Here is a 14,438-nt window from a genome sequence, read left to right as displayed (position 1 = left end):
TTAGTGCCGGAATTCGCGATCGAATTACCCCAGATTGGGGGATTTATTAAGCCGCCGGAACGTCGTATTTTTGTAAAAATGGGGATATGTATCCCCCAGACTGGATGAGGTCTCTACTGGGCATACTGATTCTTTTCAGCCTCCGGACGGCGGGCCTGGGTCAGTCCGTTCAGAACCTGCCCAAAGGCAGCTCCTGGTACAGGCACGGCTCCGCTTCCCGGTTTCTGGATCAGCTTTCGGTCGACAACGGCCTCTCCCAGAGCGAGGTATTCTGCATTCTGAAAGACAGCCGGGGGTATGTATGGTTCGGTACGCAGGACGGCCTCAACCGCTACGACGGCTACCAGATCACCCACTATAAACACAATCCCTTCGACAGCACGACGCTCTCCCAGGATCATATTCTTTCTCTCTGTGAGGACGCCCGGGGCCACATCTGGGTCGGCACCATCAACGGACTCAATCGGTATGACCCCCTCACCGGGCGGTTTCAGCGGTACTGGGACCTGCTCGAGCCCAAACGCCGGCGGTTTAACCTCACCACCATCAATGCCGTCAAAGCCGACCGGTTCGGAACCCTGTGGGTCGGCACGAGCTGGGGGCTGAAACGGCTCGTCTTCCGGAAGAACGGTTCCTACCAGGTACAGCATTACAGCCTGGGCAACGCGGACGACCGGGCTTCTCAGGTGGTCACGACCCTGCTGCCCGATGCGAACGGAACCCTCTGGATCGGAACGGGGGGCGGGCTGGCCGAACTGCCGATGGCCCGGCCCGGAGCCGCACCGACCCAACCGCTGTCGATCGTGGCCTGTACCGAAAAACGGAAATACCAGCTTCCTGCCTCCTGGGTCAAAACGCTGGCCGTCGACCGGTACGGAACGCTCTGGGTCGGCACTACCAACGGGGTGGCGCGGATCAATCCGAAACTCGTTCAGTCGGAAATCCTGGGGGAAATCACGGCCCAGACCGGCGACAACGTCATCACCTCTCTTCACGCCGACCGTAACAACATCCTGTGGGTCAGCACCCAGAAAAGCGGCATCTGCCGGTTCTGGATCATCAGCGACCAGCACCTCCGGTATGAAGATTCCATCCGGGAGGACCCCTTCGGCCGGAAAGGACTGAAAACCGGGTACATCAACACCATCTACGAAGGACCGTCTCCCAACGAGGACGTGCTCTGGATCGGCACCCACGATTCGGGCGTGCAGCTCTACAGCCGGTCGAAGAACACGTTCCGGCAGTGGCCGATCATCACCAACCGGCAGCAATCGTCGGCGGCCAACCTGGTCTGGGCCCTTTGTACGGACCACTCCGGAAAACTCTGGGTCGGCACCCACGAGGGCCTGCTGAAGATCGACCGGCTGACGATGCAGGTGGAGCGGTACCGGGCCGACCCCGCCAACCCGAACAGCATCGGAAGCGATAAGATCGAGTCGATCCGGGAAGACCGCAAGGGCCGGCTCTGGGTCGGAAACCCCGCCGGCCTGTTCCGTTTCGACCGGGAAAAGAATCATTTCGTGAAAGTGCTGGCCGGGTCGGGCAAGGAAATGTCCGCCGGAACGGATGATCAGGGGGACGGCGTCCTGAGCCTCTACGAAGACAGCCGGGATAACCTCTGGGTAGGCGGGTATTCGAGCCTCCGAAGGATCGATGCCCGCACCGGCGCAGTGACCACCTACCGCTACGATCCGAAAGAACCCAACAGCCTGCGGGCCTTCGTGGTCTATGCCGTTCAGGAAGACCGGAACGGGATGCTCTGGGTCGGAACGGGTTTCGGCCTGAACAAGATCAATCCGAAAACCGGCCGGATCACCCACTACGAAAATAATCCCAAAGACCCCAACAGCCTGATCGGGGAACAGGTGCTCGGCTTCCTGCGCGACAGCCGCGACCAGTTCTGGGTGTGCAGCAACAAGGGTTTCAGCAAGATGGTATACGGCCGCGACGGGAAAGAGAAGTTCATCCATTATACCGAGCGCGACGGCCTGCCCAACGGGCTGGTCTACGGGGCGCTCGAAGACGCCCGGGGCCGCATCTGGATGAGTACCAACCTGGGTCTTTCGTGCTTCGATCCGGCCACGGAACGGTTCGAGAATTTCGACGCCAACGACGGCCTGACCATCAATGAGTTCAACATGAACTCCTACCACCAGAGCCGCGACGGAGAGATGTTTTTCGGCGGTATCGGCTCCCTGATCAGCTTCAACCCGCTCCGGATGACCCGCAACCGCCATCTGCCCCGGACGGTGCTGACCTCCTTTCAGAAATTCGAGAAGCCGGTCAACATCGACAGCCTGCTGGCCCAGAATGCGGAGATCGAGATTCGGCCGGGCGAGAATTTCTTCTCCTTCTCGTTTGCCTCCCTCGATTTTACCAACCCGCAGAAAAACCAGTACGCCTACATGCTCGAAGGCTTCCACGACGACTGGGTCTATAGCGGTACCCGCCGGTATGTGAGCTTCACGAACCTGAAACCCGGAACGTATATCCTGAAGGTGAGGGGCTCCAACAGCGACGGCGTCTGGAGCGACCGCGTGAACGGCCCGAAGGCGGGCCTGCAGATTCCGATCCGGGTGCTGCCGCCGTTCTGGCAGACGTGGTGGTTCCTGGTGCTGGTGCTGGCCGTGGTCATGGTCGGTTCGCGGGTCTATTACAACTACCGGGTTAAAAAACGGGTCCTGCATCTGCTGGAACTGGAGCGCGTGACCCTGGCGGAGAACGAGCGGGTCCGGAAAATGGCCGCACAGGACCTGCACGACGAGTTCGGAAACACGATCACCCGCATTTCGATGCTGACCGAGATCATCAAGAGCAAGCTGAACGGCCACGGGGAGGAGATCGCCCCCCTGCTGACCAAAATCAGCGACAACAGCAACCGGCTGTATCAGGGAACGAAGGACTTTATCTGGGCCATCAATCCCGAACATGACAACTTTCTGGAAATTGCCATCCGGCTGAAGGATTTCGGCGACGACGTCTTCGACCGGACCCGGATTACCTTTCAGGCGCTGGGCATCACCGACGACCTCCGGAAGGCCGTACTGCCCGTCGGGACGAGCCGCCACCTGATCTTCCTGTTCAAGGAGGCCATGAGCAATACGCTCAAGCACTCCCACGCTACCGAGGCCCGGATTACCTTCGCGATGCTGAACCGGCGGATCGAGGTGCAGTTGAAGGACAACGGAATCGGCATTCAGCCGAACGGAAAGTCGTCGATGGGCAACGGCCTGCACAACATCCAGAGCCGGGCCGAGAAGATCGGCGGCCGGGTGGAGATCACCTCGGAACGGATGGAGGGCACGACCATCACCTTCCGGATGGACATCCCGCAACCTGGGTGAACCGGGTGAGAAGGAATTTGAAAAAAATTGAAAGTCTAAACGCAACGTCCCCCGGATTGGGGGTGTCTATTACCAGAGAACCGGGACGAAGTCTCCGGCGATCTGCCGCTTCATCAACCTCCCTTTCGTAAAGTCAATCGTTCCGTTGGTGTAAAAACGGGGCCGTTTTTTGACAAATCCCTTTATTTTCCTACTGCAAACTCTAATGAACACACTCATGAACGTAACTCAACCGTTACGAAGTCCGCAGACCATCCGCATCTGCATCGTCGAGGATGATAACCTGATCCGCGACGGTTTTGCCCTGCTCATTAACAGTACGTACGGCTTCAAGATCGTCAACACGTACTACCGCTGCGAAGATGCCATCAAGAACATTCATACGGACGCCCCCGACGTCGTTCTGATGGACATCGAACTGCCCGGCATGAACGGCATCGAAGGCATCGCCCGAATCAAGAAGCTCCGTCCCAAGACCAATATCATCGTGGTCACCGTCTATGAAAATGACGAGCTGGTTTTCAAGGCGTTATGCGCCGGAGCGGGGGGCTACCTGACCAAGAACATGCAGCCCACCCGCCTGCTGGAAGCCATCCGGGATATTCAGGAAGGGGGGGCGCCGATGAGTACCAACATCGCCCGCATGGTGGTGGCCTCGTTCCAGAAGAACCGCAACTCGCCCCTCACGGCCCGCGAAACCGAAGTGCTCGAACTCCTCTCGAAAGGGAAAAGCTACACCACCATCGCCGAGCAGTTATTTGTCGACAAGGAAACCATCCGGACGCATATCAAGAATATTTACTGGAAACTCGAAGTCCACTCCAAAGCCGAGGCCATCGAAAAGGCCATCAAGGACCGGCTGATCTGAACCACCCCCCGACCCCCTCCTTGGTAAGGAGGGGGAGGGCGCTGCCAGATTCAAACCCTGCGTAGCCGCCCCTCCTTACCAAGGAGGGGGCGGACCGGCGCACCGGTTGGGGGTGGTCCCCGCCGACTGATAAAATCCCCCATTTAAGGGTAGAATTCCCCCATCCCGGATTCGGACATTTGTTTGTAAACTATCCCAGCAGGGGAATTACAACCTGATTCTCTACCCCATGTCCAATCCGTTCTATGAAAACAATTCTATCCATTACCGTTGTCCTGTTATTGGCCGTTCAGGCCTGGGCGCAGGACGTGAGTGTGACGGGAAAAGTCACCGCTGCCGAGGACGGCATCAACCTGCCGGGCGTCAGCGTGGTGGTGAAAGGCACGAGCACCGGCACTACCACCAACCCTGAAGGCACCTATCGCCTGTCGGTTCCGCCGAACGCCACGCTGGTTTTCTCCTATGTGGGATATATGCCCCAGGAAGTTACCGTTCAGAACCGCAGCACCATCAACGTCTCCCTGTCGGCCGATGTCCGCTCGCTGCAGGAGGTGGTGGTCGTGGCCTACGGGCAGCAGACCCGGCGGGCGCTGACCGGTGCGGTATCGGCCGTCAACGCGGACCAGATCCGGGCGCAGCAGGTGGTATCGCCCGTTCAGGCCCTTCAGGGAACGGCCCCGGGCGTACTGGTCGTCAACGGCTCCGGCCAGCCCGGCGACAACCCGGCCATCCGCATCCGGGGCGTCGGCTCCATCAATGCCTCCTCCAACCCGCTCATTGTGGTCGACGGCATTCCCTTTCAGGGCAACATCAACAGCATCAACCCGGGTGACATCGACAACATCAGTGTCCTGAAAGACGCTTCGGCCGCGGCCCTCTACGGGTCCCGGGCCGCCAACGGCGTGATTCTCATCACCACCAAAATGGGCAGGAAGGGAACCACCGAGATCAGCGTCTATTCGAGCTACGGGGTGTCGTCGCGGGCTGTGAAGGAATATTCGTTTCTGAATACGCAGCAGCAGTTCGAACTGGGGTGGGAGGCCATCCGCAACCTGGCGCAGGACGCCGGTATTCCCCAGCCCGAGCAATTTGCTTCCGAGAATCTGGTGTCCGAATTTCGGTACAACCCCTACGGCATCGCCCAGCCGGTCGGCGCGGACGGTAAGCTGGTTTCGGGTGCGAATCTGCTCTGGAATACCGACTGGACCAAAGAACTCACCAACCGGAATGCCGCCCGGAAGGAAGTCGGGGTAAGCGTCGGCGGAGGAAACGACAAAACCCGGTATTTTCTCTCTACGGCCTATCTGGGGCAGGAGGGGTATCTCATCACCTCCAAATTCGAGCGGATTTCGGCCCGTATGAACCTGACCTCCGATCTGAAAGACTGGCTCCAGGTCGGCCTTCGGACCCAGTTCGTCTATGCCGATCAGAACGCTCCGACCCAGGGCGGGTCCAGCTTCGATAACGTCGTACAGTACACGCGGTCCATGTCGTCGATTTATCCGGTGTACGAACGCGACGATAAGGGCAACCTGGTTCTCGACGCCAACGGCCAGCCGATCTACGACTTCGGGAATCCCAATCCTGACCGTCAGGTTAACCAGGACCGCCCGGTGCTGACCCCCTCGAACCTGGTGGCGACCACCTATCTGAACGACGCCCGTCGCGAGCGGTTCACCACCTCCCTGAACGGTTTTGCGGAAGTGCGGCCCCTGCCCGGCCTGCGGCTCCGCTCCAACTTCGGCATCGACCGGTATTCCTATTCCCTGCTCGACTATGAGAATCCCCGGCAGGGCAATGGGGCCAATGTGGGCGGTCGCGTCACCCGGCAGAACGACCTGACCACCTCCTGGACCTGGAACAACATGGTGAACTACACGAAGGCGTTCGGACCGCACAGCATCGACCTGATGGGCAGCATCGAAGCCTATAATTTCCTGTATGAAACCATGAGTTCGCAGAAGATCGGCTTTCCGTTTTTCGGGTTGAAGGAACTCAGTTCGGGCGCCCAGACCGAATTTGCCAACGGCTATACCAACCGCGAACGCATCGTCAGCTACCTCGGCCGGGCGGTGTATTCCTACCGGGATAAACTGTTCCTCGAAGCGACGGTTCGCCGGGACGGGTCGAGCCGGTTCTCGCCGGAGGGCGGCCGGCGCTGGGGCTTCTTCCCCTCGGTCGGGGCCTCGTGGGTGCTGAGTGAGGAAGCCTTCGTGAAACCCATCACCTCGCTGAGTTTCCTCAAGCTGCGGGCCAGCTTCGGAACCCTGGGGAACAACGGCCTGCTGACCCAGGCCGGCGGTATCCTTGCCGACAACTACTTCCCCTACCTGAGCCTGTTCAGCACCGGTTACAACGACCTGACCAATTCCGGCGTCTACTTCACCTATCTGGCCAATCCGCAGATTTCGTGGGAAAAACAGGCGTCCCTGAACGTGGGCGTCGACTTTGGCTTCCTGCAGGACCGCATCCGGGGCAACCTGGATTATTACGTCAAAAATACCTACGACCTGCTGTTCGGGCGGCCTCTGGTGCCCTCGTCGGGCATTCCGTCGGTGGATGAAAATATCGGCGACCTCCGCAATTCGGGCATCGAACTGGCCGTCAATACCGTCAACATCCGCGGGAAGAACCTGACCTGGGAAACCGGCATCAACTTCACCACCGTCAAAAACCGGCTCACCTCCCTGCCGCAGGGTGTAATCAAGAGCGGGGAGTTCCAGCGGGAAGTCGGCAAGTCGGTCTATGAGTTTCATATTCCGCTGTATGCGGGCGTCGATCCGCAGGACGGCAGCGCGATGTGGTATCAGGACGTACTGGACGCGAGCGGCAACCCGACCGGTGAGCGCACCACCACCAAAGTTCAGGGCGACGCGACCGATTATTACCAGGGAACGGCCATTCCGAAATGGCTGGGCGGTTTCACCTCGAAGCTGACCTACCGGGGCTTCGATCTGTCGTTGCTGCTGAACTTCGCCGGAGGGAACAAGATCATCGACTACGATTACACCGGCCTCATGCACGGGTTTACGGCGGTCGGCTACCAGCTTCATACCGACATGCTGAACCGCTGGCAGAAACCGGGGGATGTAACCGGCGTACCCCGCCTGGACCCGACCAATACCGACATCGTACAGCGGTCTTCCAATTATCTCTTCAAGGGCGATTACGTCCGGCTGCGGAACGTGACGCTGGGCTACAACGTCAAAGTGCCCGCGCGGTTCGTCCGGAATTTCAGGGTGTATGTGCAGGCGGATAACTACTGGACCTGGGTGCCGGGCGCGAAAAAGGGTCTCGACCCCGAAACCACCAACGCCAATAACCTGCCCAACGGGACCACCAGCAACACCTCGTCCATTTTCAAGACCCTGACGGGCGGTATCAACCTGACGTTCTAATCAACCGATCCGATGAACAAGACCATCAAAATCATACTGGGACTCGGCCTCATCCTGGCCTCCTGTTCCAAACAGTATCTGGAGGAACCCCAGCCGACCCAGCAGGTGTCGGCCCAGCAGGTGTTCTCCACCGAAGAGGGCGCCCGCGCCTTTTTCAACGGCATCTACGGCTGGGTCCGCAACCAGTGGAGCAACCTCAACTCGACTGCCGGAGGGGTGACCGACACCTGGGGCCTCGTGTCGATCAACCTGACGCGGGAGCAAAAGGGCGACGACGTCATCAATCCCGGCGGTTATTACCAGTTCGACTACCGGCACGAAAACCGCGAACCAACCTACCGCCGGGTGAACTTCACCTGGTCGTTTTTCTACGAGTTCATCAACCAGGCCAACATTCTGATCGACGGGGTCGGGAAGAGCAACTTCCCGGAAGCCTCCAAAAAGCGGCTGATCGCCGAGGGGCGGGCGCTGCGGGCCTGGCTCTATTTCGAAGCCATCCGCGAATTTCAGCACACGATCCTGAAAGATCCGAACGCCCCGGGCATCCCGGTGTATACCGAGCCGACGACGATCGAAACCGGGGGCAAGCCGCGCGGAACCATCAAACAGGTCTTCGACCAGATCAATGCCGACATCGAGTATGCGGTCGCCAATCTGGACAATAACCGGCTGCTCAAGAGCAACATCAACCAGAGCGTCGCCTATGGGCTTCAGGCCCGGATTTATCTGGAGCAGGGCCAGTGGGCGAAGGCGCGGGATGCGGCCGTCAGCGCCCGGAAAGGGTACGCCCTGCACCCTGAGGAATACGGTACCGGGTTCAAGGATATCAACAGTGCCGAGTGGATGTGGGCCTTCCCCAACACCACCGAAGGCCAGCAGACCCTGTATTACGGCGTACCCAGTTCGTTCTGGGAAAAATCCGGGGCGGGCTACGACAATTTTTACATCAACGAGGAATTCGTCGCCCGATTCTCGCCCACCGACGTCCGGAACCTTTTCTACAAGACCGGCCAGACCAACGCCCAACTGCGGTTTGCCACCACGAAATTCGGGACGACCACCGACTTCAACCAGGCATTGCCGATGATGCGGGTTCCGGAAATGTATCTGATCGAAGCGGAGGCCCGGGCCGAACTGGGGGATGCCACCGCGGGCGATCTGCTGTATGAAGTTCAGAAAAGCCGTGACCCCAAAGCCGTCAAGTCGGGCAAAACCGGCGCGGCCCTGGTCAGCGAGATTCTGCTGGAACGCCGGAAGGAACTCTACGGGGAACTGGGCATCAACTTCCTGGATCTCAAACGGCGGCAGCTCCCGCTGGTTCGGACGGGCAACCACTCGGCGGCTTTCAAATTCAACATTCCGGCCAACGATCCCCGGTTTATTATGAAGCTCCCCAAAACTGAAATCGACGCCAACGATGCCATCGGACCGCAGGACCAAAATCCCTGATAAATCACCTTTAATGGGGTAGGGCAGGACGAAATAATGCGCCTACTTTTGTTCTGTTGACACACGGGCAGGGCAAAGCAGTGTGCTCATCAGATAGGAGAATTGCGTTAGGTTCCGGACCTCCGGACCTAATCTATGAGATGAACGTAAAAAGAATAAACCGGTCGCTTCGGCCGGTTTATTCTTTTTATTGGTTTTCAGGATGTTGAAAGAAAAATACGTTAAAAGGCTGCGTCCGGCAAAGGCGGTTTCCGGCCTTGTTTTTCTCCCCCATTTTCTAATAAATCCTGCTTTTTCCGCGAATAAAATCGATTTAAAATCCCCCGCTTTGCGTGATTAATCCGCTTTAAAGGTTCATGAACTTTGTTGTTTAACATTTTTCATAATTGTTAACAACAAACAAATAATCAACAAACCAAATGAAATTACTACTACAAAGTTTGGTAGGGGTGCTGCTTTTTATTCAGATTGGGTTAGCCCAGACCCGATCCGTTTCCGGCACTGTCCGGAGCGCATCCGACAAGGGGCCCATGCCGGGCGTGAACGTGGGGATCAAAGGGACTTCTCAGGGCACGACGACCGACGGGAACGGGACATTCCGGCTCAGCAACGTCGAGCCGAACGCCACCCTGGTTTTTTCGTTCATCGGGTTTAAAACGCAGGAAGTTACGGTCGGTAACCGCAGCCGGTTCGATATTACGCTGGAAGAAGGGGCCGCCATTCTGGAGGAGGTCGTCGTGACGGCCTCGGCCATCGAACGGGAAAAGAAAACGCTGGGGTATGCCGTCACCAATGTCCGGGGCGATGAACTGGTACGGGCCAGCGAAGCCAACCTGCTGCGCTCCCTGCAGGGCCGGGTGGCCGGCGTCCAGATTTCGAGTGCCTCCGGGGCCGCCGGCGGAGCCACCCGCGTGGTCATTCGGGGGGCGCAGTCGTTCAACGGCAACAACCAGCCGCTGTATGTCGTCGACGGGATCATCATCAACAATAACAACACCACCACCGCCATCATCAACGGCAACGGCACGCCCTCCAACGCCGGAACGGGCGGGGACCTCAACAACGGGGTCGACATCACCAACCGGGCCGCCGACATCGATCCGAACAACATCGAGTCGGTTTCCATCCTGAAAGGCCCGGCCGCAGCCGCCCTTTACGGCTCCCAGGCGGCTTCGGGCGTCATCATCATCACGACCAAAAACCGGAGCAAAAACATTACGGACAAACCCCAGATCAGCCTGAACAGCGCGGTCAGCTTTGAAAATCCGCTGCGGCTGCCGGATTACCAGAACACCTACGGCGCCGGTTTCGACGGCGTATATGACCTGCTCGATGCCGGAAACATAAGCTGGGGGCCGAAGATGGACGGCCGGCGGGTGGCCGACTGGCGTACCTACGGGCTGTATTCCCTCGGCCAGCTGGAAGCGCCGGATTCCATTCCGCTGACGGCCAAGCCGAACAACATCCGCAACTTCTTCAATACCGGCGTGTCGCTGAACAACTCGTTCTCGATCCGGAACAACAACGGCACGTCCAACTACATCCTGACTTTTTCGGACGTCAACACGAAGTCGATGATCCCGAATACCGCCTACCGGCGGACCTCCGTAAACGTAGGGGCCGGCACCCGGTTTTTCGACAACAAGGTGTCGACCAACATCTCGGTCACCTACACCCGCTCGGGGGGTGATCGGGGCGTTCAGGGGCAGGGCCGCTCGAATATTCTCCAGACGATCTTCAACACCCCGCGCGACATTGAACTGACCGAGCAGAAGGATTACAACGACCCGCGGTATGACCTGCGCGGCTATTATCTGGCCGACTTCCGGAACAACCCGTACTGGCTTCTCGACAACAACCTGCTGAAAGACAACGTCAACCGGTTTTTCGGAAACGCGCAGGTGTCGTATGATCCGCTGCCCTGGCTGAACCTGACCTATCGCATCGGAACGGATATGTACTCCGACCTGCGGACCCAGACTTTCGCCCAGGGAACCATCGCCACCGTCGGCGGGCGCTATGTGGAAGACAACACGACCTTCAAAAGCCTGCTCTCGGACTTTATCCTTACGGCGAACCGGAACCTGACCTCGGACCTCAACCTGAAGGTGATTCTGGGGCATAACCTCCAGGATTACAGCAGTTCCCGGGGTGTTTATGACGGCCAGCCGCTGATCGTTCCGAACTTCTATGACCTCAGCAACGCCAGCACCATCGTCACCACCCGCATCGACTCCCGGACCCGGCTGTACGGGATCTACGGCGACGTGCAGCTGTCGTATAAGGACTATCTGTTTCTGGACGTCACGGGCCGGAACGACTACTCCTCCACGCTGCCCTCCAAAAACCGGTCGTTCTTTTACCCGGGCGCCAGCGTGAGCTTCATCCCGACCGCGGCCTTCGACATTAAAAGCACGAATCTGAACTACGTCAAGCTGCGGGCCAACGCGGCCCAGGTGGGCAAGGTGGCCAACGCCTACCAGATTCTGCCGGTCTACACCCGGACCAGCATCGTCGACGGTTTTCAGGGACAATACCAGTTCCCCCTGAATGGGGTAGCCGGCTTCTCCGTCGGGAACATCCGGGGCAACCCGGACCTGCGCTCCGAACGGACCACCTCCTGGGAGGTCGGGGCGGAAGTGCTCATGTTCAACAACCGCTTCGGCATCGACTTCACCTATTACAACTCGAAAAGTGACCAGCAGATCGTGAACGTGCCGATCTCCAGTACCTCCGGCTTTGCGGCCCAGACCCTGAACGCCGGGGCCATGACCAACAAAGGGATCGAGCTGCTGCTGACCGGCACCCCGGTGCGGGCGCGGAACGGTCTGCGTTGGGATGTGTCGTTCAACTTCACCCGGAACCGCAACGAGGTAACCGAGCTGTACAATCCCCTGGCCCCGGTAAACCTCGGCGGTCTGGCGTCGCCCGGCCTTCAGGCGCGTCTGGGCGAACCTTACGGCACCTTCTTCGGGAGCAGAATGCTGCGCGATCCGCAGGGCCGCGTCGTGGTGAACCCGACCACAGGCCGCCCGCTCGCCGACCCCGTGCTTCAGTCGCTGGGCAGCATCCAGCCCGACTTTACGGCCGGTCTGAGCAACACGGTTTCGTTCAAGGGTCTGTCGCTCAACGTGCTGTTCGATACCCGCCAGGGCGGCAAGTTCTTCTCCCAGACGATCAATCAGGGCCGGTTTGCCGGATCGCTGAAGGAAACCACCTACAACAACCGCGAGCCGTTCGTCTATCCTAACTCGGTGACTCAGAATCAGGACGGTACGTTCACGCCCAACACCAGCATCACCACCAACGGCGGCTTCGAATACTGGTCGACGGTCGCGAACTTCGGGGAAAATTCCCTGTTCGACGCGTCGTTCGTGAAGTTCCGCGAGCTGAGCCTGAGCTATGCCCTGCCGAAGACGCTGCTCGGAAAAACGCCCTTCACGAACATTCAGGTGTCGCTGATCGGCCGCAACCTGATGCTCTGGACGCCCAAATCCCAGCCGCACGTCGACCCGGAGGTCAGTTCCTTCGGTACCGGCAACTCGCAGGGGTATGAGTTCCTGGCCTACCCGACGGCCCGTTCGTACGGCGCCAGCCTGAAAATCGTCCTGTAATCTCCATCGACATTCATCGAAATCCCATGAAACTCAAAGTCATAAAAGCCCTGATGCTGACGGCCCTGCTCGGCATCAACACCGCCTGCGAAAAGGATTATCTCGACATCAATACCGACCCCAACAACCCGTCGGTGGCCGACATCAACCTGCTGCTGCCCGCCGGCCAGGCGCAGGTGGCCTTCGTCGTCGGCGGACAGTTCAACATTCTGGGCGGCATCATGGCCCAGTACTGGACTATCCCGCGCGGAGGAAACCAGTACCGGGTCTGGGATCAGTTCAACATTACCTCCTCCACCTTCGACGGGCAGGGCGGGCAGTTTGTAAACCTGTATGCCGGGGCGCTGGCCGATTTTCAGGACGTGATCAACAAGGGAACCCCGCAGAACGAATGGCGGATGGTCGGCATCTCGAAGATCATGAAGGCCTACACCTTCGGCATCCTGACGGACCTGTACGGGGATATTCCGTTCTCGGAGGCCCTGAACGCCGACAAGACCATTACCCCGAAATACGACACCCAGAAGGACGTGTATGCCGGGATGCAGGCGCTGCTCGATGAGGGCAAGGCCGACATCGCCAAAAAGCAGGGGCGCTTTCCGGGAACGGCCGACATGATTTATTCGGCGGGGAACGAAGCCGGCATGGACCGCTGGGTCCGGCTGGCCAACACCCTGAAACTGCGGTTCTATCTCCGGCTGAGCCAGGTGGACCCGACGCTGGCCCGGACCGGGATTCAGGCGCTGTATGCCTCGGCCGGGTCGGCCTTTATGCGGGCCGGGGAGAGCTTCCAGTTTGCCAACGGAACGACGACGAACACCGAAAATCCGCTCTGGCAGGCCAACTTCCGCCTGCCCAACAACCTGACGGCCAGCACCACCATCGGCAGCCTGATGACGGCCGCCGGCGACCCCCGCATCCCGGTCTATTTCCTGGATGCCGACCTGCGGACGCCCGAAGCGGAGTATGTTTTCACGCCCAACGGCACCACCTCGACCAATACCGCCCAGTATACGTCCTACCCCGGTAAATACTTCATCGGGCAGCGGTTCAGCAACGGGGCCATCACCGGAACCTCGGCCGCCAGCGGTGTGTCGGCCGCCGACGACAACGCGGCCAAGGCGCGGCCTGTCGTGCTGATGGCGTACGAGGAAAGCCTGTTCCTGCGGGCTGAAGCCGCCGTGCGGGGCTGGACCGGCACCACCGCCGAAGACCCGGCGAAGCTGTATTCGGAAGCCGTCACCGCATCCATGACCCGGTTCGGTGTTCAGGTGGGTGACTACCTGACCCGGCCGACCGTCGATTATTCCAAACAGACCAATAAGATTCAGGCCATCATTACCCAGAAGTACCTGGCCCTGTACGGTCTGAATGGGGTAGAGGCCTGGTCGGAACAACGCCGGACCGGCTTCCCGGCGCTCTCCGTCCCGGTGGTGAACATTACCGGCGGCAAGTTCATGAAGCGGCTGCCCTACGTCGATTCGGAACTCCAGAGAAACCCCAACATCACCACAACCGGCATCGCGCCGGGCGATGTGCTGACGCCCGTCTGGTGGGACGTCGATTGAGTATGGGGACTGACCCAAACCATAAAAACCAGCCTTTTTGGGCTGGTTTTTTATTTATCAGCGGTTTTAACCGCTTATCACCCCGAACGGCGTTTTGGCGGAAATCACCTGAAATGGGGTAGGCCGGGGCGGTGGCGTCCGGCTACTTTTATCCTATTGATACCTGATAAACTAATTGGTCAACTGAACAGCAAGTA

At 59.1% G+C, this 14,438-nt stretch carries 6 protein-coding genes; all 6 read left to right on the top strand.

Going from position 1 to position 14,438, the window contains the following annotated elements; all coding sequences use genetic code 11:
- Positions 1 to 104: 104 nt before the first annotated feature.
- The 6 genes from DX909_RS11370 to DX909_RS11345 all read left to right on the top strand — a co-directional run bounded on the left by DX909_RS11370 (position 105) and on the right by DX909_RS11345 (position 14,241).
- Positions 105 to 3,344 (top strand): ligand-binding sensor domain-containing protein, encoded by a 3,240-nt coding sequence (locus DX909_RS11370; RefSeq protein ID WP_164851262.1) that lies wholly within the window; start codon positions 105 to 107, stop codon positions 3,342 to 3,344.
- 217 nt (positions 3,345 to 3,561) lie between these two features.
- Positions 3,562 to 4,212: a response regulator gene (locus tag DX909_RS11365; RefSeq protein ID WP_128545292.1), complete on the top strand. Its 651-nt coding sequence runs from the start codon at positions 3,562 to 3,564 to the stop codon at positions 4,210 to 4,212.
- A 245-nt stretch (positions 4,213 to 4,457) separates the two neighbouring features.
- Positions 4,458 to 7,610: a SusC/RagA family TonB-linked outer membrane protein gene (locus tag DX909_RS11360; protein WP_128545291.1), complete on the top strand. Its 3,153-nt coding sequence runs from the start codon at positions 4,458 to 4,460 to the stop codon at positions 7,608 to 7,610.
- A gap of 12 nt (positions 7,611 to 7,622) precedes the next feature.
- A complete protein-coding gene (locus DX909_RS11355) occupies positions 7,623 to 9,059 on the top strand; it encodes a RagB/SusD family nutrient uptake outer membrane protein (protein ID WP_128545290.1) in 1,437 nt (478 codons plus the stop codon).
- 419 nt (positions 9,060 to 9,478) lie between these two features.
- The gene (locus DX909_RS11350) at positions 9,479 to 12,673 is read left to right on the top strand and encodes a SusC/RagA family TonB-linked outer membrane protein (protein ID WP_128545289.1); all 3,195 of its coding nucleotides are present in this window, start codon (positions 9,479 to 9,481) and stop codon (positions 12,671 to 12,673) included.
- A gap of 26 nt (positions 12,674 to 12,699) precedes the next feature.
- Positions 12,700 to 14,241, top strand: a complete 1,542-nt coding sequence (locus tag DX909_RS11345; protein ID WP_128545288.1) for a SusD/RagB family nutrient-binding outer membrane lipoprotein — start codon at positions 12,700 to 12,702, stop codon at positions 14,239 to 14,241.
- Positions 14,242 to 14,438 lie beyond the last annotated feature (197 nt).

Origin of the sequence: Larkinella soli (assembly GCF_003703975.1) — a bacterium.
GTDB classification, from domain to species: Bacteria; Bacteroidota; Bacteroidia; order Cytophagales; family Spirosomataceae; genus Larkinella; species Larkinella soli.
The sequence above is the reverse complement of the archived record's forward strand: the minus strand, read 5'-3'. Positions and strand labels throughout refer to the sequence as shown.